This window comes from Bacillus sp. GMs2/2, from assembly GCF_050172095.1.
Lineage (GTDB): Bacteria > Bacillota > Bacilli > Bacillales > Bacillaceae_G > Bacillus_A > Bacillus_A cereus.
Map to the genome: position 1 here is coordinate 1 of NZ_JBNLYE010000055.1, position 21,542 is coordinate 21,542.

A 21,542-nucleotide genomic window follows, 5' to 3' on the forward strand; every position below is an offset into this window, starting at 1 on the left:
CCACTATAATATGTCAAGCAATTTTTATGGATTTCAACTTTTCTTCATTGACATATAGTGTCAAGTAAATTTTCTTGATTTCTTTTTTCTACGGTGTTGCATTCTCTTTTTAGTTGTGTTAAATTATAGTAGTGTTTTTAGCATCGCATAAAAGACTAACATTGAAAAATTACGTATGGTAAGGTATCAAGGGAGGGAAATATAAATGGCTCGTGTTTGTGCTATTACTGGAAGAAAAGCTCGTTCTGGTAACTCTCGTTCTCACGCAATGAACGCTACAAAACGTAAATGGGGCGCTAACCTTCAAAAAGTTCGCGTACGCATCGACGGAAAAGTTCAACGTGTTTACGTTTCTGCTAGAGCATTAAAATCTGGCAAAATCGAACGTGTTTAATAATAAAAAAAAGAGCCGATAGGCTCTTTTTTTACTATAACAATGGAAAAAGCACCGGTGATAGGTGCTTTTTTTAATCTTTTTTGAAGGTATTTAACATTGCACGAACTATTCCACCAAGAAATTTAGGTAACTTAATTGTATAAAATCTCATGGTTTCCCTCCTAATCCCCATTACTCCACTTGGTCACTATATGATGTAAGGAGCAAAATTGTTTCTTCAATCAGTGCTTCTTATCAACATTAATATGCCAGAAGTAAATGAAAAAGTACCTTTTTCCTCAACGAGTTCGTTACTAATACAAAGTGTTGATCCCCACTCTATTGTTTTATTAGTAAGAGGGTACTTAAAACCAAACAATGTAATCCCTTCCACTATTTCAGTAACTGGTACAAAAGATACATAAGGAAAATTTTTATTTTCTTCAATTATATGTGTACCCATTTTTTTAACTGTTATTTCATTTTTATTGTCCACAATACACATTTCTATCTCTACTTCTAACCCTTTTAAAAGCATCTGTATATTTGCCAAACCGTGATCAAGCCTTCCACCAGTAGCACCAAAAATACGAATTAGTGCCGGCTTCTGTTCTAATGCCCAGTTGATTGCAATTTCTAAATCCGTTTGATCTTTTTCCCGCGGAACAATATGTAATTCGTTCGTTTGCTGTCCCATCCATACTAATTCTTCTTCAGTAACTGAATCGTAATCTCCAAACGCAACAGCCGGGGTAATCCCTTTCTTTAATAGACGGTATACTCCCCTATCAACCGCTGCCCACACTACTTCCTCATTCTCGTATCGAGCAAAATCTGCGCAATATTCCGAAGGTCCTCCTGCCAAAATATGAATAATCATTTTTTCTTCTCCTTCCATTGTAAAAAGGCAATCTGCCATTCGGTAGATTGCCTTTTTACATATTTTTATCCTATCCTATAAATGCCTTACTAGGATAAAAGTTCATCACTACCCACGAATTACGCGAATTGCTTCACCGCGGTCTTTTTGATTGTATACTGCTGACCCAGCTACAAGTACATTTGCTCCTGCTTCCACACAAAGTCTTGCTGTTTCAGCATTTACACCACCATCAACTTCAATTTCCACTTCTAGATTGCGCTCTTTCACCATGTCTGCAACTTGTTTAATTTTCGGTAATACAGAATGGATAAACTTCTGTCCACCAAATCCAGGGTTTACTGTCATAAGTAATACCATATCTATATCTTCTAATACATGCTCAATCACTGAAACTGGCGTATGTGGATTTAATACAACGCCCGCTTTAATACCATGAGATTTAATTAACTGAATTGTACGATGTAGATGCGGACACGCCTCTACGTGAACAGTAATAATATCCGCTCCCGCTTGTGCAAAAGTCGGGATATAGTTATCAGGATTTTCAATCATTAAATGTACATCTAATGGTAATGATGTAATCGGACGGATTGCTTCTACAATTAACGGTCCAATCGTAATATTTGGTACGAAATGTCCATCCATTACGTCAACGTGAATGTAATCCGCTCCGCCCTTTTCTACATCTTTAATCTCTTCCCCTAATTTTGAAAAATCTGCTGATAAAATCGATGGTGCAATTTTAATCATAACTAATACCTCGGCTTTCTCTCTCTAATTTCTTCTACGAATTGTTTATAGTTCTTATAGCGATATTCTGTAATCTTCCCTTCTTCAACCGCAGCTTTCACCGCACATTTCGGTTCAGAAAGATGTGTACACCCTCTAAATTTACAGTATTGGCTCGCTTCTTTCAACTCTGGAAAACAATATGTAAGATCTTCTACTTCTATATCAATGAAATCTAGTGAACTAAAACCCGGTGTATCTGCTACAAGTCCACTCCCAATTGCAATTAATTCTACGTGTCTTGTCGTATGCTTCCCGCGTCCTAAATGGGAGGAAATATCATTTGTTTTCAGCTCTAATTCTGGACGTAGCACATTAAGCATTGAAGATTTCCCAACACCAGATTGACCCGCAACGACAGAAACACAATTTTCTAAGTATGGTTTTAATATATCAATACTTTCTGACGTATTAATAGAAGTAAATAAAACATCATAACCCATCTCACGATAATCATTCGCATAAGCTTCAACAGTTGCTTTCATCTTTTCATCTACTAAATCCATCTTGCTAATACAAATAATTGGCTTAATGTTATGATATTCAATCAGCACTAAAAATCGATCTAACAGTCCAGGATTAAAATCTGGTTCTACTGCAGAGAACACAAGGATCGCTTGATCGACATTAGCAATAGGAGGTCTAACAAGTTCATTTTTTCGATCAAACACTTCAAGCACATAACCTTCAGTTGGATTATCTGCCTGAAAAACAACTTGGTCTCCTACAAGTGGTGTAATTTTATTTTTTCTAAATACACCTCGCCCACGACATTGCGTAACCCCTTCTTCATGCTGCACGTAATAAAACCCACTTAAAGCTTTTATAATTTTTCCTTCTGGCATAGAATTCTCCTTTTTTGTATAAGGTGATGCTGAATTTAAAAATGAATGGATTTAAATTTTCCAAATAACGATTTCAAAACCTACCATATATACTTTCGCTAATATACATTGAATTTCCCATTAAATGCAAAAAAATATTTACAGCTGCATCACTTTACTAGCTTTTTGAATCATATATTTTTGCCTGCTATACCGTCCACTTTGTAGACAGCATAACAGGCAATAATAATAATAATAATAATAAGTAGACTTTCACTATTATTGAGTTGGATATGGTACTTCTTTATCAATAATCGTTACTCCATCCCGTACAATTTTATAGTGTCCCTTTGAACCTTCTTGAATTACAAATTCTAAAGAAATAGTCGCTGATTCAGTAATTGTTCTCGTTTCAACCGGTCTATCCATTTTTTGCTGCATGTCTTCTTTATAAATTTCTATTGTTTGCGGCTTTTTTTCACCTGTTACAGCAGGCTCATATGGGATAGAGATATTGTCCACTTTTATCGTTTTAGTCACTTTAGGCTTTTGACCATCAGAGATAATAATAGTTACTTTATCTCCCTCTTTTAATGGTGTACCTGGTTTTGGAAATTGCGAAATTACAAGTCCTTTTTCGACTGTATCTGAATACTCTCGTTTTATATCTGACGTTAGTTTTCTCTCATTCAAATAACCAGTTACACTATTTTCAGTCCACCCCGAAAAGTCACCTGGTCTAATTTGATAAGGACCTTTACTTACCCAGATTTTCAGTTCTTGCTCCGCTTCTATAACCATCTGATCAGGCGTCGGAATTTGTTCTACAATTTCACCTTTTGGCTTATCATTTTCAATATAATTTACCGTAACTTGTTTATATTTTTCTTCTAACTCAGCTTTTACACTCTCAAAGTTTTGACCTGTGAAATTTGCCATCTTACTTTTCTTTTTTCCACCTGATTGATAGATAGTAATTTTAGCGTTTTCTTTTACGACTCTTCCTGCTACAGGGTCCGTTTTTATTACATCCCCAACTTCAACATCATCTGTATATACAATATTAGGCTCCGTCACCTCAAAGCCCTTTTCTACTAATGTATTTACAGCTGTCGTGTATTTCATACCAGCCACATCAGGAACTTTCACATCTTTCGGAATAAATAATCCTGGAATAACCGTAAGTGCTAATGTTATTCCTATTGCTAAAAATAAAAATGTTGAAATTAAAACTTTAAGCCACTTGCTACTCCGTTTTTTCTTCTTATCTAACTCAGCTGCTTCTGCTCTTATCGGTTCTTCCATCTTACTCCCTTTTAAAACAATCGTTTCATCACTTACATTTTCAAATAATTGTTCTTGTTGAATAATCGGAATCGCTTTTGTCGCTTCCATATCTTCCGGTATGTAAAATGGTTGCTCATTTATCCTCTCTGGATATAGCGCAGTTTCAATATCCCGCTTCATCGCATTAGCAGATTGATATCGGTGAAACGGATCTTTTGCAGTTGCCTTTAATATAATATTTTCAACACTTTGCGGAATATTTTCATTCCATCTTTTTGGTGATGGGATTTCACTTTGTAAATGTTTTAAAGCTATGGCAACAGCAGATTCGCCAGAAAACGGTTGTCTTCCTGTTAACAATTCAAACATAACTATCCCAAGAGAATAGATATCTGATTGTTTATTTGCTATCCCACCACGTGCCTGTTCTGGTGATAAATAATGGACTGAACCGAGCACTGAATTTGTATGTGTAATTGTTGTTGCACTTGTAGCTGTCGCAATTCCAAAATCTGTTACTTTTATTATTCCATCAGCTCGAATTAAAATATTGTGCGGCTTTATATCACGATGCACAATTTCAAAATGATGGGCATGTGCCATAGCGGATGTTAACTGCTCCATAATATCAAGAGCTTCTCCTATAGGTAACATCCCTCGCTCAATTATGTATTGCTTCAATGTTTGCCCTGGTACATATTCCATGACAAGATAGTATATACCATCTTCTTCTCCGACATCATACATATTCACAATATTTGGATGCGACAACGTTGTAACAGACTGCGCTTCTCGATGGAAACGTTTAATAAACTCTTCGTTATTTGAGTAGTCGAGTCTTAATATTTTTACCGCTACATCTCGGCCAAGTATATCATCATGAGCTAAATATACATTGGCCATTCCGCCACCACCAATCATTTTCAGCAGCTTATAACGGTCATTTAAGCGTTTTCCAATCAGCACGTTGCACTTCACCTACTTTCGTTTGTCGAACCCGCATAATCAATAAGAACAAGTGTGATATTATCTTCTCCACCGCGATCATTTGCCAATTGAATGAGACACTGCCCTTTACCTTCAAGCTGTTCATTTAACTGTAAAATTTGTCGCATATCATCAATAGAAACTTTGTTTGATAATCCATCAGAGCAAAGAAGTAATTGATCATCTTCCTCAATCACCAACGTTTTAACATCTAACCCAACTTTTTCTTCTGTTCCTAATGCTCTTAATAACACATTTTTTTTCGGATGATACTCTGCGTCTTCCTTTGAAATTTCACCATGTTTCACAAGCTCATTTACAAGTGAATGATCTTCCGTTACTAGCGTCATTTCTCCTTCTGATACCATATAGCAACGACTATCTCCTATATGCCCTATTGTCACAAAGCTTGGTGTACAAACAGCTATTATAAGCGTTGTTCCCATACCATTACATTCTGCATTTTGCTGAGCGTATTCATATATACGCTCATTAATAATCCCAACACTAGTATGTAACCATTGTTCTACTTTTTTCGGCTCATTCATATTATGTGTTTGCTTCCAATAATCATGGAATAATTGAATGGCCATCGAGCTAGCTACATCACCAGCTCGATGACCTCCCATTCCATCTGCTACTACCGCTAATACATTTCCATCTAAATTGTGAAAAACTCCTGCACTATCTTCATTATGTTGACGAACTTTTCCTTTATCCGATAGAAATACGGCTTTCATCTCGTCACCTCGTCTCTTCTTTGCGCTCCTTCGCACGCAACTGACCGCAGGCTGCATCAATATCATGACCTTGTTCACGGCGAATCGTTACATTCACTCCACGATCTTTTAACGTTTTCTCGAACAAGAAAATTTGTTCACGTGGCGTACGTACATAATCACGTTCAGGTACGTAGTTTACCGGAATCAAGTTCACATGACATTTTACACCTTTTAAGAGCGCAGCAAGCTCTTCAGCATGCTCTACTTGGTCATTTTCTCCTCCAAATAATCCATATTCAAAAGTAATACGACGCCCTGTTCTATTTACATAGTATTTAATAGCTTCCATTAAATCTGGTAATTTATAAGCACGGTTAATCGGCATTAATTTTGAACGTAATTCTGAGTTTGGAGCATGCAATGAAATCGCAAAATTAATTTGTAGATCTTCTTCAGCAAACTTATAAATTTTCGGGATAATTCCACTCGTCGAAACAGTCATATGTCTCGCACCAATATGAAGTCCTTTTTCATGGTTAATGATGCGTAAGAATCCCATTAAATTATCATAGTTATCAAATGGTTCTCCAATCCCCATAACAACAAGAGAACTTACACGTTCTTCTGTTTCATCAAGCGCGCGCTGAACTTCTACTACTTGCGCTACGATTTCTCCAGCTTCTAGGTTTCGCTTTAATCCACCAAGTGTCGAAGCACAGAACGTACACCCAATACGACAACCAACTTGCGTTGTTACACAAATGGAATTTCCATATTCGTGTCGCATTAATACCGTTTCAATAGAATATCCGTCATATAATTGGAATAAGAATTTAATTGTTCCATCCGAAGACGTTTGTTTTACTAACGTGTTTAAAGTAGTAATATCAAAGGAATTCGACAATTTATCACGCAATCCTTTAGAAAGGTTTGACATATCCTCATAATTTTTTACACGTTTTTTATATAACCAATCAAAAATTTGTCCAGCACGGAACTTCGGTTCTCCTTGTTCCTTTAACCAATCTTGCATTTCATGAAGTTGTAAAGAGTAAATTGATGGTTTCTTCGTTTCTAAATTTTTCTTTTGTTTTCTTACAGTCGTTTCCATGATGCTACACCTTCTTCCTTAAACAAGCAATATAAAAGCCATCCGTCGCAAAATAATGCGGTAAAATTTGTACTTGACCTTCATCAATATACGGAATTAATTTTTCTGGCATACGCTCTTTAAGCGTAGTATCCCATTCAAATTCAGGATGTTCTTGTAAAAATTTCTCTATTACTTGTTCATTTTCTATTTTCTCAATTGTGCACGTACTATAAACAAGACGACCGCCTTGTTTTAATAATGGTGCTATTTTTTCTAGTATTGCAATTTGAATCGTCGATAATCTTTCACTATCGCCTTTATCTTTTCCTAACTTAATATCAGGCTTACGTCTAATTACACCAAATCCAGAACACGGTGCATCTACCAATATTTTATCAAACGTTTCATTTGCAAAGTGCTCTTGCACTTTTCTAGCATCTAGCGCTTTAGTTTCGACATTTTCTAGACCAAGTCGCTCTGCTTGCTGTTTAATTAAACGTACTTTGTGTGCATGTAAATCAAGGGACATGACCTTACCAGTTCCCTTTAATCGTTCCGCGATATGCGTTGTTTTTCCGCCTGGAGCAGCACAACTATCAAGAACTGCATCTCCCGTATTCGGTTCTAAAGCGCGTGCTACAAGCATAGAACTTTCATCTTGAATAGAAAGAAATCCTTTTTTAAACGCTTCTGTATGCGCTACATTTCCTCTTTCAATCTGAATTGCATCATCTGATAAGTCACCACTTTTTGCTTCTATACCTTCACTTGCCAACAACTCAATCGCTTCTTCTACCGTTACCTTATCAACATTCACACGCGCTGTTGGTACAGGGGGTAACATGTTTACTTCGCACATTTTTTCTGCAGTTTCTAAACCGTATTCTGAAGTCCACTCTTGGACAAGCCAAACTGGATGACTTGTTGTAATTGCAAGACGTTCTACTGGATCCTTGATTTCATCTACAGAAGGTACACCTTCTCTCTGAATCGAACGTAATACACCGTTCACCATACCAGCAATTCCTTTATGCCCGCGACGCTTTGCAATCTCAACCGCTTCATGAATAGCCGCTCTTTCTGGCACTCGGTCTAAATAAATCATTTGATATAAAGATAAGCGAAGCAATACTCTTACCCACGCCTCAACCTTCTTTTTTAAAAAAGGCTGTAAATAATAATCTAATGTGTCACGACGTTGAATCGTTCCATATACAATTTCAGTTAATAAACCAATATCTTTTCTATCAATTGTACTTTTTTCAATTAGATTATTTAAAAGTAAGTTGCTATATGCACCACTTTTTTCCACTTGAATTAAACCATCAAGAGCTAATTCACGAACATTTTGTCTCATGCATTTTCTCCTAACTTCGTTCCAATTTCAGGTTTTGTTCCACGTAAAAATTGTGAACAACTCATACGCTTTTTACCAGAAGGTTGCAATTCAGTAATTTTAACACCTGTTTCATTACTAGTTGCTACAACAAAACCATCTTCTTCGATTGCAACAATCGTACCTGCTTCAGCCGGTTCAGTTACAGGCACTTTTTCTCCCCACCATACTTTAACAACTTGTCCTGCTAAAGTTGTATAAGCAACTGGCCATGGATTCAATCCGCGAATGTGATTGTATACTTCTTCACCTGTTTTTGTCCAATCAATTTTCTCTTGCTCACGTTTTATATTGTACGCAAACGTTACTTCTTCTTCGTTTTGTTTAATCGGTTCTAACTTACCTTGGATTAATAAAGGTACTGTTTTAGATAGAAGGTGTGCTCCTGCTTCACTTAATTTATCAAATAATGAGCCTGTCGTTTCACGCTCTTCAATTTCAACTTCCACTTGCGTTAAGATATCACCAGCATCCAATTTTTCTACCATATACATAATTGTAATACCTGTTTTTTCTTTACCTTCCATAATTGCATAATGAATTGGTGCACCACCACGAAGTTCAGGAAGTAAAGAAGCGTGAACATTAATACATCCATACTTCGGTGCTTCTAAAATTTCATTTGGTACAATCTGCCCAAATGCAGCTGTTACAATTAAATCTGGCTCTAATGCCAATACTTTTTCATATTCATCTTTTTCACGAATTTTTAACGGCTGTAACACAGGGATACCATGTTTTTCCGCTTCAACTTTAACAGGTGTAGGTGTTAATACTTTTTTTCTACCTACTGGACGATCCGGTTGCGTCACAACACCTACTACCTCATAGCCATCTTCAATAAGACGACGAAGCACCGGCACTGAAAAGTCCGGTGTTCCCATAAACACTACTTTTATCATTTAAAAACCGCTCCTTTTAACACCTATTCTAGTTCGTTTTCTTCATAATATCTTGTCACTTTCGATGTAAATAAAACACCGTGTAAATGATCGATTTCATGTTGAATTGCACGCGCTAAAAATCCTTCCGCTTCTAATAAGAATACTTTCCCACGGCGATTTTGCGCTCTTACTTTAATATAATCGGCACGTTCTACTTCACCATAAAGTCCCGGGAAGCTTAAACAGCCTTCGGGACCTACTTGTTCACCACGTTTTTCTAATATTGATGGATTGATTAACTCGATTTTCCCAGTATCATCATCGACATCAACAACCGCTACTTGCAAGCTTACACCTACTTGAGGCGCAGCTAAACCGACTCCGTCCGCAATTAACATTGTTTCATGCATATCTTTCAACAATTTCACTAACTTTTTATCAAAGTTAATTACTCTTTCGCATGGTGTTTCTAACACTTCATTTGGATGCTTTATTATTTCTAAAACTGCCATATTTCCCTCCGCTACATTAACATTGTTGGATTAAAATCAATTGAGATTTGTAGCTCTTTTTGCATTTCTGCTTGATAATGTTCATTTACCATTTTGAGCACGTTCTTTAAGTTTGGTTCCCGTTTGTATTTTATCATGCATTGATAACGATATCTATCTTTTATCCTTGGAATCGCTGAAGCAACTGGTCCTAGCACCATTGTTTGCTGTGAGCAATGCGTTCGTAAATACGAGGCAATTTTTTCCGTCACTTGTACCGCTTTTAATAATTCAGGATGAGATACCGTTACGAGTACAACATAGTAATATGGGGGATATTGTCTTGTTCGTCTCATTTGCATTTCTTGGTCAAAAAACACATCATATTGTTGGTTCTTCGCTAACTCTATACTGTAATGTTCTGGCGTATACGTTTGAATCACAACTTCCCCTGGCAATTCATGTCTACCCGCTCGTCCACTTACTTGCGTCAATAGCTGATATGTCTTTTCACTCGCCCGAAAATCAGGTAAGTGCAGCATCGTATCTGCAGTTAAAACCCCAACGAGCGTTACTTTCGGAAAATCTAATCCTTTAGCAATCATTTGTGTTCCGAGTAATATATCTGCTTTTTCTTCCCCGAACGCCTTTAATAATTTTTCATGCATTCCTTTTCGACTTGTCGTATCTACATCCATTCGAATGACTCGTGCCTCTGGAAATAGTTTTGTAATTTCTTCTTCTACCTTTTGTGTACCTGTACCAAAGAAACGAATGTATGTACTTTGACAAGCTGGACACTCAGTTGGCATATTCTCTTCGTAACTACAATAATGACATTTTAAACGATGATTCATTTTATGATATGTCAATGAAATATCACAATGCGGACATTGAACAACATACCCACAATCACGGCACATAACAAATGTAGAATGACCTCTTCTATTTAAAAAGAGTACCATTTGTTCTTTCTTTTCTAATCGATCTGCTATTTTTTCATGCAGCGCCTTAGAAAACATTGATCGATTCCCGTCACGAAGTTCTTCTCGCATGTCAACAATCTCTACCGTTGGTAAAGCTTGTTCATTCATACGTTTTTCCATTGTTAATAGTTCATAAACACCTTTTTTCGCCCTTGCAAACGATTCAAGTGTTGGTGTCGCACTACCAAGAACGATAGGACATTTATGATATTGTCCTCTCCAGACAGCTACATCTCTTGCATGATACCTCGGATTATCTTCTTGTTTGTAACTTGATTCATGCTCTTCATCAATAATAATAATCCCTAAATTCTCAAAAGGCGCAAAAACAGCTGAACGCGCACCAACTACAACTTTCACTTCTTTTCTTAAAATCTTACGCCACTCGTCATACTTTTCTCCAACAGACAACGCACTATGAAGAACTGCAACTTGTGAGCCAAACCTACCTTTAAAACGATCCACCATTTGGGGCGTTAGTGCAATTTCAGGAACAAGAACGATAGCTTCTTTTCCTTTCTTGAGCACTGCTGCTATAGATTGTAAATATACTTCTGTCTTTCCACTTCCTGTAACACCATATAGTAAAAATGGATTATAAGTTTCATTTGTAATTGATGATAAAATCGGTGTAATAACTTGTTTTTGTTCCTCCGTAAGCGGAAATGGTTTTGTTTGTTCAAAATCATCATCGTCATACGGATTTCGGTATACTTCCACATACTTTTCTGAAATGAATCCCTTTTTAACAAGTGCTTTTATTGGAGCATCTGTTATTTGTAACTCTTCTGTAATTACTTTCAACGGTGCACTTTTATAATTTTCCACAAAATAATAAAGTACATCTTGTTGTTTTTTACTTTTCAGTTCAAATGCCGCTAATTCCAATTTATCTTCTGGCAACTCCGGCTGAACCACTCTTTGCTTCTTCTTTTGTACTTTATCTTTCACTTGATAAACGACTTCAACCGTACCATTTTTAATTTCTTGTTGAATAGTTCGGTATAAATGTGGCTGTTGCTCGATTACTTCAAAATCAATTGCTTCTTTATCCTGAAATAAATATAGTATCTCAGGTGCTATTTCTTCCTGTTTACAAAGTTGTAGACGTTTTTTATACGTTGCTTTTATCGCAGTTGGAAGCATCACTTGAAAAGCTGAAATCATGTAGCATAACGTTTCACTTGTAAGCCAATATCCAAGCTTTAATAATTCATCATTTAAAACCGGTGTTACATCTAATATTTCATGGATTGTCTTTAACTTCTTACTTTCTACATCCACCGAATCTTTAATCCCAATAATAAAACCTTGCAATTTTCTTGGGCCAAACGGAACTACTACACGCATTCCTGTCTGTACAATATCTTCCCATTTTTTAGGGATAATGTAATCAAATGGTCGATCTGTCTGACGGGCAGGTACATCAACAATTACACTTGCAAATTTCATAAACGATCATCTTCTAACATCATTTCAATTTGCTTCAATATTTCACGAGCTACCTCTTTTTTCATTAAAAGTGGCAACTCAATAACTTTTCCATCTTTTCTATACATTGTTACAATATTCGTATCCGTGCCAAATCCAGCTCCTTGCGCTTTTACATCATTCGCGACAATCATATCTGCATTTTTCTCACGTAGTTTTTTCGTTGCATATTCCTCTACATTTGTCGTTTCAGCAGCAAAACCGATAAGTAACTGTTTATCCTTTTTCTGACCTAACGTTTTTAAAATATCCACCGTTCTTTCAAGTTCAATGACAGCATCACCATTTTGCTTTTTCATTTTATTCTCATGAACATATTTCGGACGATAATCTGCAACTGCTGCTGTTTTAATGACAACGTCTACGTTTTGATAATGTTGAAGAACCGCTTCTAACATATCTTGTGCAGATTCCACTTGCACTGTCGTTACATGTAACGGTGGATTTAATGCTGTCGGTCCTGAAACGAGTATAACATCAGCGCCTAAATTCGCTGCCACTTCCGCAATCGCATACCCCATTTTTCCAGAAGAAAAATTTGTCATAAAACGAACTGGATCAACCTTTTCACGTGTTGGGCCAGCAGTTATTAATATTCTTTTTCCCTGCAATGGTTTGTGTTCTGAGAAAGCTTCCTCTAACCGTGCAATAATTGCTTCAGGTTCTTCTAGTCGTCCCTTCGCCACATATCCACATGCTAAAAAGCCTTCCCCAGGCTCAATAAATGTATATCCTAGCGTTTTCAATGTCATCATATTTTTTTGAACTATTTTATTTTCATACATATGCACATTCATAGCAGGCGCAATCCATACCGGAGCTGTAGTAGCTAACAAAGTAGTTGTAATCATATCATCTGCAATACCACCAGCTAACTTTCCAATACAATTGGCAGTAGCAGGTGCGACAAGTACAACATCCGCCCAATCTGCTAAATCAATATGAGCAATAACAGCTGAGTCTTTCTCATCAAATGTATCCGTATATACATCATGGCGAGAAAGCGCTTGGAATGTAAGAGGCGTAACAAACTTCATTGCCGACTCACTCATCATTACTTTTACAATCGCGCCAGATTGTGTCAATTTACTCGTTAACGCAGCTGCTTTAAAAACCGCAATGCCTCCTGTTACACATAGAAGTATCTTTTTCCCTTTTAGCATATGACTCGTCCTCTTTCTTTTTCAAACTTATAATACTGAAATAGAATTCTCAGCTCGTCAGTACCAATATTTCATTCCTTTCGTAAAAAAATAACAACCTACTTGTAAATAGGTTGTTACCGTTACATAGAAAATTATAAAGTCTATGTTTTATTTTGTCGAAGGCAAAGGCTTATTCAGCTACTTTATCTTCACTTGGTACGTAGCTTAATGCTTCTGCATCGATTTCTTCTAATGCTTTACCTACACATTTATGAGAAACAGGTTTTTCTACAACACAGTTATTAGCAAGTTGCATTTCACGCGCGCGTTTTGCAGCTACTGTTACTAATGTGTACTTAGAATCGATTTTTTGTAGTAATGAGTCAATTGATGGATTTAACATAATTATAGACCCTCCGTCATTTCTTTATAATATTTTGCTACCCTTTCGCGGCGGCAATGTTCGCCAACCACAATTGCTTTAATTCTATCACAAGCTAATTCAACTTGATCGTTTTCTACTACATAGTCGTAAGCGTCCATCATCTCGATTTCTTCTTTCGCTACAGTTAAACGATTTTCAATAACATCTTCAGTCTCTGTACCACGTCCGACAATACGGCTTTTTAGTTCAGATAAACTTGGAGGTGCTAAGAAAATAAATACACCTTCTGGGAAAGCTTTCTTAACTTGAATTGCTCCTTGCACTTCAATTTCTAAGAATACATCTTTTCCTTCTTGTAATGTTTTTTCAACATAGTCAATCGGTGTTCCGTAATAATTACCTACGAACTCAGCCCACTCAAGTAATTTTTCATTACGAATCATTTCCTCGAATTCTTCTCTTTCTTTAAAGAAATAATCCACACCATCTACTTCACCTTCACGCGGCTTACGTGTCGTTACTGAAATAGAGTACTGAAAACGTGTATCCTCATGGCTAAACAGCTCTTTACGAACCGTCCCTTTTCCAACCCCAGAAGGCCCTGAAAGAACGATGAGCAATCCTCTTCTACTTCTCATAAATATGTAAAACCTACCCTTCCTCACTTAAATCTTCTTTATTATTCAAACGATGTGCAATCGTCTCTGGTTGAATTGGACTTAATACAACATGCCCATCATCCATAACAATAACCGCCCTTGTTTTTCTCCCATACGTAGCATCAAGCAAAGCATTATGTTCGCGTGCTTCCTGTACTGTTCGTTTAATAGGAGCTGACTCCGGACTTACAATAGCAATAATTCGATGAGCAGATACAATATTTCCGTATCCAATATTTAAAAACCGCATGGCCATAGTTTGCGCCTCCTAGTAAGTCTATCCGATTTCTCCACCACGTATAACTTTATATATTTTTTGAAAGCTACTCAATATTTTGTACTTGTTCACGAATTTTTTCAAGGTTATTTTTCATTTCTACAACATATTTTGAAATTGTTAAGTCATTTGCCTTAGAACCAATCGTATTAATTTCTCTATGCATCTCTTGCACGATGAAATCCATTTTCCTTCCAACAGGCTCTTCAATCTGCAATGTTTCACGAAATTGCTCTAAATGACTTTGCAAACGAACTAACTCTTCATGAATATCACAACGCTCTGCAAAGATTGCGACTTCTGTTAGCAATCTTTGTTCATCTAGATCTTGATTATGTAATTCTTTTAAGCGATTTTCTAATCGTTCACGATATTTTTGTGTAACAATTGGTGCATGTGGAATAATTGCATTTACACAATTGCTAATCTCTTGTAAACGATACGCTATATCTTTATGTAATCGTTCTCCTTCGCCATCTCTCATCGTTTTCAACATATGAGCAGCTTGACGAACAGCCTCATATAAACTGTTCTCAAAATGTTCATTTACATTTTCTATTTCTTCAATTGCTGTTACTTCTGGCATTGCCATTAATTGCTGAAGTGTAATAGAATCTTGTAATTGAAATTTCCCTTTTATATCTTCCATCATCGATTGGTACTGCTCAAGAAGTGACCAATTCACACTTAATTTTCTTTCAACAAGTCCTTCACCCGCTATACTAATAGACACTTCAATGCGTCCACGTCGAACTTGCTGTGCAATTATTTTACGAATTTTGTCCTCAAATACCATCATTTGCTTAGGAAGTCGAATACTCATCTCTAAAAAACGGTGGTTCACCGATTTCATTTCTACTGTAATTTGAAAAGTATCACTTTCTACTTTCGATCTTCCAAACCCTGTCATACTAGAAATCATTTTTATCACATCCAAGCCATAAAATAACTCAATGAAAAAGGTAATAGAGACAAGGCTCTACTACCTTCTGTAAATTATATCACATTTTCATAACATTGACTATTTCAAGTTTAATCCCTTCTTATATAATATCGGCTTTTTCTTCTTAGTCTTTTTCCCTGTTAATAAAGAACCTACTAGTAAGAAAGTCGGAATTGATGATAAACCTCCAATTAATAACCAATCCCTTGCTTGTATCGGCATTGTGCTAAAGATTGGTTGTAACGGTGGATAATATATAACCACTAGCATGAGTAGTAACGAAATAATAACCGCCCCTACTAAATACACGTTCCCAAATGGATTACGGTGAAAGACAGAATGCTCACTACGACAATCAAATACATGAATAAGCTGGGCAAGTACCAACGTCGCGAACGCTACAGTTTGTGCATATTTCAGTTCATTTGGATGTTGGTTATACGCAATAATAAACGCCACTAACGTCACTGCTCCAATTAAAAACCCTCGACTTATTATTTTCCACGCAAGCCCTCTAGCGAATACCCCTTCTTTCGGGTGACGCGGTGTTCTCTTCATCACATCTCCTTCAGCCTTATCCAAACCTAATGCCATCGCTGGTAAACCATCAGTAACTAAGTTCACCCATAAAATTTGAATAGGAACCATCGGCAGTGGTAATGCAAGTAACATCGCAAATAACATAACTAAAATTTCTCCAACATTTGACGCCAATAAGTAGCGAATGAACTTACGTATGTTCTCATATATATTTCTTCCTTCTTTAATTGCTGATTTAATTGTAGCAAAATTATCGTCTAGTAAAACAAGTGAAGAGGCTTCTTTCGCAACATCTGTCCCTGTAATTCCCATCGCTATCCCAATATCCGCTGTTTTTATCGCTGGAGCATCGTTCACTCCATCACCTGTCATCGCTACTATATGTCCTTGATTTTGCAGTGCCTTAACAATTTTCAATTTATGCTCAGGTGATACACGAGCGAATACATACGTATCTTCTACAACATTTTCTAATTCCTCCACATCCATATTCGCGAGTTCTACTCCTTCAACAACGCGTCCATCTGGTGGTAAAACTCCTAATTGTTCAGCAATCGCCATTGCTGTCACTTTATGATCACCTGTAATCATTACTGTTCGAATACCAGCTTCTTTACACTCTTTTACCGCCTGCGCCACTTCTGGCCTTGGCGGGTCAATCATACCTTGTATTCCAACCAACATAAAATCTTTTTCAACGTCTCTTTCATGTTCAATAGAATCCGTGACTTTTAAAGGTTTAAACGCAACTGCAATTGTTCGAAGCGCTTGACTACCTAAGCTATGAATAGCCGCCTGTACTTCTTTTCTATATAGCTCACTTAACGGCTGCTGCTTATCCCCCCACAAGATTGTTTGACTCAGTTGCAAAAGAACATCCGGTGCTCCTTTCGTAACAATAAACTTTTTCCCCTCTCGATCTCGTACAATAACACTCATCATTTTTCGAGTTGAATCAAAGGGGAATTCACGAATAATTTCAAATTTCCCTTTTAATGCCTCACGTGTTATCCCAGCTTTCATTGCTGCAGCTACAAGCGCTCCCTCTGTCGGATCTCCATCTAATACGTACGCCTTTTTCTTTTGAATAATATTTGCATTGTTACATAGTGAACCAAATGTAAGTAGCTGATAAAGTGATTTTGTCTTAGCTGGATTCACTTCTTTTTCACCTTTCATAAAAGAGCCATTAGGTTCATATCCTTGCCCTGTCACTTTCCACAATTCTCCGCCTGACCACATATGTGTTACCATCATTTTGTTTTGCGTCATTGTTCCCGTTTTATCAGAGCATATAACAGAAGCGCAGCCTAACGTTTCTACGGCCGGTAACTTCCTTACAATTGCTCTCTTTTTTATCATACGCTGTACACCAAGTGATAAAGCTACTGTAACAATTGCTGGCAATCCTTCTGGAATAGCCGCAACAGCTAGCGATACGCCAGCTAAAAACATATGATATACTTCATTCCCTTGATACACACCAGCCAATACAACGAGCGCTGTCAAAATAAGAGCTACAATAATTAATATTTTTCCGAGCTGTTCTAACCTTCTTTGCAGTGGCGTTTCCATTTGCTCTGCATTTTGCAACATATTTGCAATTTGCCCCATCGCTGTATTCATACCAGTTGCTACAACGACTCCTGTACCAGATCCTCGCGTAATCATTGTCCCCATAAAAGCCATATTTTTTTGATCCCCAATTGCAACATCTTGCCCTTGCAATGCTTCTACCTTCTTTTGTACAGGTACGGACTCCCCTGTCAAAGCAGACTCTTCAATATATAAACTTGATGCCTCAACAAGACGCACATCAGCCCCAATACGATCACCACTGGAAAACTTAATAATATCACCTAAAACAAGTGCTTTAGATGGTGCTTTTACCCACTTTCCATTCCGCATTACAGTAACTTGCGGAGCGGCTAGTTCCTTTAAAGCTTCCAATGATTTTTCAGCTTTTCTTTCTTGAAAAAAGCCGAGAATACCATTGATAATAACAATGGCAACAATAGCAATAGAATCAATGTATTCACCTAAAAACGCAGAAACAATTGTTGCTCCAAACAAAACGAGTACCATGAAATCTTTAAACTGTGCTAAAAATACCATTAGTGCAGAAGGCCTTTTTGCTTCTTCTAATTCATTAGTACCAAATTTCTTTACTCGCCCTTCTGCTTCTTTCTCTGTAAGTCCAACCTTTACATTCGTATTCGTTCTTTCTTCCACTTCATGTGCTCGCATTCCATACCAGTTCATCCTGCTATCGACCTCCTGATTCCAGACATACTCTATTGAAAGCTTATTCAGCCTCGTCCAAAAAAATGCTATAATTAACATTTAGTTAGAAAGGAGTGTTCATTTATGGCATTCGATGGATTATTTACAAGAGCGATTACACATGAAATTGAAAATTCTCTTTACACAGGAAGAATTTCCAAAATATATCAACCTTCAAAATACGAGATTTTATTACATATTCGAGCGAATGGAAAGAACCAAAAACTAATTCTTTCATCTCATCCTACATATGCGCGTATGCACTTAACGAATCAAAACTACGATTCGCCAGCAATACCGCCGATGTTCTGTATGCTTCTTCGCAAACATTTAGAAGGTGGATTTATTGAAAAAATTGAACAAATCGACTTAGAACGCATTATTCAAATTACTGTTCGCAGTCGTAATGAAATCGGAGACGAATCATTAAAAACATTAGTAATTGAAATAATGGGACGACATAGTAACATTATCTTATTAGATACGAAAACAAACGTGATTTTAGATAGCTTAAAACACGTTTCATTAGCCGTAAACCGTCACCGAACTGTATATGCTGGTGCTGAGTACGTCGCGCCACCAGCCCAACATAAAATCAATCCTCTGCAAATTGAAACCGCAGATGATTTTATTAGACCGCTAGACTTTCTATCTGGAAATATGGATAAACAACTCGTCGGTGCTTTCATGGGAATATCCCCATTATTTGCAAAAGAAATAGTAAAGAAAGCCGGTATGGTAAACGAGAAAGCATTATCAGAAGCATTTTTCTCTATACAAACACCATTACTATCTCATGCATATACACCTACAATGATTACTGCAAATGGAAAAGAATTCTTTTATCTTTTCCCTCTTACACACTTGCAAGGAGAAGAAAAAACATTCTCATCAGTAAGCGAATTGTTAGATCGTTTCTTCTTTGGCAAAGCAGAACGTGATCGTGTAAAACAACAAGCTCATGATTTAGAACGCTTTATGCAAAACGAAAAAAATAAAAACGAGAAAAAACTCATTAAACTCCAAAAAACACTGCAAGATGCTGGAAAAGCAGATAAATATCAACTATTTGGAGAGCTACTTACAGCCAATATGTACGCTTTAAAAAAGGGCGATAAAGATATTGAGGTCGTTAATTATTACGATGAGAATGGTGGAACTGTAAAAATTACATTAGATCCTTTAAAAACACCATCTGAAAATGCACAACGCTATTTCCAAAAGTATCAAAAAGCAAAAAATTCAGTTGTTGTTGTAGAAGAACAAATCGAAAAAACAAATGAAGAAATTCTTTATTTTGATAGCTTACTTCAACAAATGGAAGCTGCTTCTTCAAAAGATATTGAAGAAATTCGTGAGGAATTAGCTGAAGAAGGTTATGTGCGCAATCGTAAAACGAAAAACGCAAAGAAAAAGCCTACTAAACCAGTATTAGATAAATATGTAGCAAGTGATGGCACAGAGATTTTCGTTGGTAAAAACAATAAACAAAATGATTATTTAACAACGAAGTTTGCCCGCCGTGATGAAATTTGGTTACATACGAAAGACATACCTGGCTCTCACGTTGTCATTCGTTCTTTAGAACCTGCTGAAGAAACTTTACTAGAAGCTGCCAAAATTGCTGCCTATTACAGTAAAGCGAAAGAGTCTAGCTCTGTACCTGTTGATTTCACCAAAATACGCCATGTCAAAAAACCGAGTGGTGCAAAACTTGGTTTTGTTACGTACGACAATCAGCAAACCGTATATGTAACACCAGATGCTGATATTGTAATGAAATTAAAAGCGTAAATAAAAAATGCGTTGCTTATAAGCAACGCATTTTTTTATATTCGTTCACACTAATTCATATACCCATTTACTAATTCATAACACCTTGCTTTTGTCATCTTATATTTCTCTTCTGAGGCTTCGATACGCCTCATCGTTCCGTTATTTGTATCAGTACCAATTGCTTTAACTTTACTTTCTTTTTCTTTAACCCACGCAATTTGTTTCGTTTTTAACGACTGGAACGCATCAGCTGACATCGTACTTTTTAATGTACTGTAAATTTCATTTAGTTTATTATCCCACAGTTCATAATTTCCTTCTATTTCATTTACTATATCATTGGTTGACATAGCATTCGTATGTTTTTCTTGTTTATCTATAGCAGCTAATTCGCTTAAAACATTTGCTCTATCTATCTTTGAAGAAGATTCTTTTTGCGATTGTTTCTCGTCTTTTGAGCCTGTATACGCACTGGAATCCTTTCTCTGTACTTGTTCTGTTTCTTGAATATTTCTTTCTTTCGTTACTTTTTCATACCTATTTTCATCTACATTGTATGAAATAAGAGATGTTTTCGCATTTACAGTAATTAATCCGTTACTATCTTTGAATATATATTTCTTATCGCCACTATTTTCTTCACTTACAAATGACACATTCTTATCGTCTGGCATTTGTAAAATTCTATTTGCTTCTTCTTTTGTAAGTTTTAAATCTTCAGGAAAAACGAATGACCATTTATCCATTAACCATTCCCCTTCTTTATACACCAAATGAAATTCCCATTCTTGGGCCGCATGACCTATTTCATCTTCTAAACTTAATGTATGTACCGTTAAATTTTCTTTATCTTGTGAAGAAGAAAATCTTATTTCAGATTGAAAATAATTTGGGAATGGTAACATATCAGTCTCTCTCGATCTATTAAAGTTATTAAGCAATTCAGGAAGCTGATTCTCTACAAACTTTTTTGAAACTAATCCCTTAACTCCTTTTTTAACTGTCTCTAAATCCCCAGGATTATTTCGGCTCCATCCATTTTCTTTTTCCATCTCACTAAACGCGTTTGCTATTCCATCTACACTCTTTCTTACAATCTTTTTTGCTTCTTTTTCTGTCACTTCTGGCGCTTCATCAAGCTGGTCAATCATTTTATTCACTTGAACTTTGTTTTCACTTGTTTCACACCCCGTTATAACAAGCATACTAGCGGCCAAACAAAATGACATTACTTTACTTAATTTCTTCATACATTCACATTCCTTAACTCAATTTTTTCGTTACATCTCTTTACCTACAAAAAAACGTAACAATCCCTTATTATA

General features: G+C 36.5%; 20 protein-coding genes. 2 read left to right on the forward strand and 18 right to left on the reverse strand.

Going from position 1 to position 21,542, the window contains the following annotated elements:
• Positions 1-205 precede the first annotated feature (205 nt).
• The gene (gene rpmB / locus ACQGS6_RS10250) at positions 206-394 is read left to right on the forward strand and encodes a 50S ribosomal protein L28 (RefSeq protein ID WP_000124776.1); all 189 of its coding nucleotides are present in this window, start codon (positions 206-208) and stop codon (positions 392-394) included.
• Between the two features lie 73 nt (positions 395-467).
• Here the strand turns inward: rpmB and spoVM are convergent, their stop codons facing one another.
• The 17 genes from spoVM to ACQGS6_RS10335 all read right to left on the reverse strand — a co-directional run bounded on the left by spoVM (position 468) and on the right by ACQGS6_RS10335 (position 18,420).
• Positions 468-548, reverse strand: a complete 81-nt coding sequence (gene spoVM, locus ACQGS6_RS10255) for a stage V sporulation protein SpoVM (protein WP_001213599.1) — start codon at positions 546-548, stop codon at positions 468-470.
• Between the two features lie 66 nt (positions 549-614).
• Complete coding sequence (locus ACQGS6_RS10260) at positions 615-1,295, reverse strand: thiamine diphosphokinase (RefSeq protein ID WP_000752663.1); 681 nt, start codon at positions 1,293-1,295, stop codon at positions 615-617.
• A 69-nt stretch (positions 1,296-1,364) separates the two neighbouring features.
• Positions 1,365-2,009 carry a ribulose-phosphate 3-epimerase gene (gene rpe / locus ACQGS6_RS10265; protein ID WP_000589974.1) on the reverse strand — a complete coding sequence of 215 codons (645 nt, stop codon included), beginning with the start codon at positions 2,007-2,009 and terminating at the stop codon, positions 1,365-1,367.
• Positions 2,010-2,011: 2 nt separating this feature from the next.
• Positions 2,012-2,893 (reverse strand): ribosome small subunit-dependent GTPase A, encoded by an 882-nt coding sequence (rsgA, locus tag ACQGS6_RS10270; RefSeq protein ID WP_001113932.1) that lies wholly within the window; start codon positions 2,891-2,893, stop codon positions 2,012-2,014.
• Positions 2,894-3,151: 258 nt separating this feature from the next.
• Positions 3,152-5,125: a Stk1 family PASTA domain-containing Ser/Thr kinase gene (gene pknB, locus ACQGS6_RS10275; protein ID WP_000904742.1), complete on the reverse strand. Its 1,974-nt coding sequence runs from the start codon at positions 5,123-5,125 to the stop codon at positions 3,152-3,154.
• An 8-nt stretch (positions 5,126-5,133) separates the two neighbouring features.
• On the reverse strand, positions 5,134-5,886 hold the full coding sequence (locus ACQGS6_RS10280; RefSeq protein WP_000648703.1) for a Stp1/IreP family PP2C-type Ser/Thr phosphatase: 753 nt from the start codon (positions 5,884-5,886) through the stop codon (positions 5,134-5,136).
• Positions 5,887-5,890: 4 nt separating this feature from the next.
• A complete protein-coding gene (rlmN, locus tag ACQGS6_RS10285) occupies positions 5,891-6,979 on the reverse strand; it encodes a 23S rRNA (adenine(2503)-C(2))-methyltransferase RlmN (RefSeq protein WP_000450541.1) in 1,089 nt (362 codons plus the stop codon).
• Positions 6,980-6,983: 4 nt separating this feature from the next.
• Positions 6,984-8,318, reverse strand: a complete 1,335-nt coding sequence (gene rsmB, locus ACQGS6_RS10290; protein WP_001249685.1) for a 16S rRNA (cytosine(967)-C(5))-methyltransferase RsmB — start codon at positions 8,316-8,318, stop codon at positions 6,984-6,986.
• Positions 8,315-9,259 carry a methionyl-tRNA formyltransferase gene (gene fmt, locus ACQGS6_RS10295; protein ID WP_000598805.1) on the reverse strand — a complete coding sequence of 315 codons (945 nt, stop codon included), beginning with the start codon at positions 9,257-9,259 and terminating at the stop codon, positions 8,315-8,317. Before fmt ends, rsmB begins: the two co-directional genes overlap by 4 nt.
• Before the next feature lie 23 nt (positions 9,260-9,282).
• Positions 9,283-9,753 (reverse strand): peptide deformylase, encoded by a 471-nt coding sequence (gene def, locus ACQGS6_RS10300; protein WP_000279455.1) that lies wholly within the window; start codon positions 9,751-9,753, stop codon positions 9,283-9,285.
• 11 nt (positions 9,754-9,764) lie between these two features.
• Complete coding sequence (gene priA / locus ACQGS6_RS10305) at positions 9,765-12,170, reverse strand: primosomal protein N' (RefSeq protein ID WP_000666715.1); 2,406 nt, start codon at positions 12,168-12,170, stop codon at positions 9,765-9,767.
• Positions 12,167-13,372 (reverse strand): bifunctional phosphopantothenoylcysteine decarboxylase/phosphopantothenate--cysteine ligase CoaBC, encoded by a 1,206-nt coding sequence (gene coaBC / locus ACQGS6_RS10310; RefSeq protein ID WP_000911750.1) that lies wholly within the window; start codon positions 13,370-13,372, stop codon positions 12,167-12,169. Before coaBC ends, priA begins: the two co-directional genes overlap by 4 nt.
• A gap of 172 nt (positions 13,373-13,544) precedes the next feature.
• Positions 13,545-13,757, reverse strand: coding sequence for a DNA-directed RNA polymerase subunit omega (gene rpoZ, locus ACQGS6_RS10315; protein WP_000933960.1), 213 nt, complete (start codon positions 13,755-13,757; stop codon positions 13,545-13,547).
• Positions 13,758-13,759: 2 nt separating this feature from the next.
• Complete coding sequence (gene gmk, locus ACQGS6_RS10320) at positions 13,760-14,377, reverse strand: guanylate kinase (protein ID WP_001257741.1); 618 nt, start codon at positions 14,375-14,377, stop codon at positions 13,760-13,762.
• A 13-nt stretch (positions 14,378-14,390) separates the two neighbouring features.
• Positions 14,391-14,654, reverse strand: a complete 264-nt coding sequence (remA, locus tag ACQGS6_RS10325) for an extracellular matrix/biofilm regulator RemA (RefSeq protein WP_001251456.1) — start codon at positions 14,652-14,654, stop codon at positions 14,391-14,393.
• A gap of 67 nt (positions 14,655-14,721) precedes the next feature.
• Entirely contained in the window at positions 14,722-15,597 is an 876-nt protein-coding gene (locus tag ACQGS6_RS10330) for a YicC/YloC family endoribonuclease (RefSeq protein WP_000625869.1), read from the reverse strand.
• Between the two features lie 99 nt (positions 15,598-15,696).
• The gene (locus ACQGS6_RS10335) at positions 15,697-18,420 is read right to left on the reverse strand and encodes a calcium-translocating P-type ATPase, SERCA-type (RefSeq protein WP_001104777.1); all 2,724 of its coding nucleotides are present in this window, start codon (positions 18,418-18,420) and stop codon (positions 15,697-15,699) included.
• A 105-nt stretch (positions 18,421-18,525) separates the two neighbouring features.
• Between ACQGS6_RS10335 and ACQGS6_RS10340 the strand changes: the two genes are divergently transcribed.
• Positions 18,526-20,235: an Rqc2 family fibronectin-binding protein gene (locus tag ACQGS6_RS10340; protein WP_000863278.1), complete on the forward strand. Its 1,710-nt coding sequence runs from the start codon at positions 18,526-18,528 to the stop codon at positions 20,233-20,235.
• A 50-nt stretch (positions 20,236-20,285) separates the two neighbouring features.
• Here the strand turns inward: ACQGS6_RS10340 and ACQGS6_RS10345 are convergent, their stop codons facing one another.
• A complete protein-coding gene (locus ACQGS6_RS10345) occupies positions 20,286-21,467 on the reverse strand; it encodes a lysozyme inhibitor LprI family protein (RefSeq protein WP_000736527.1) in 1,182 nt (393 codons plus the stop codon).
• Positions 21,468-21,542 lie beyond the last annotated feature (75 nt).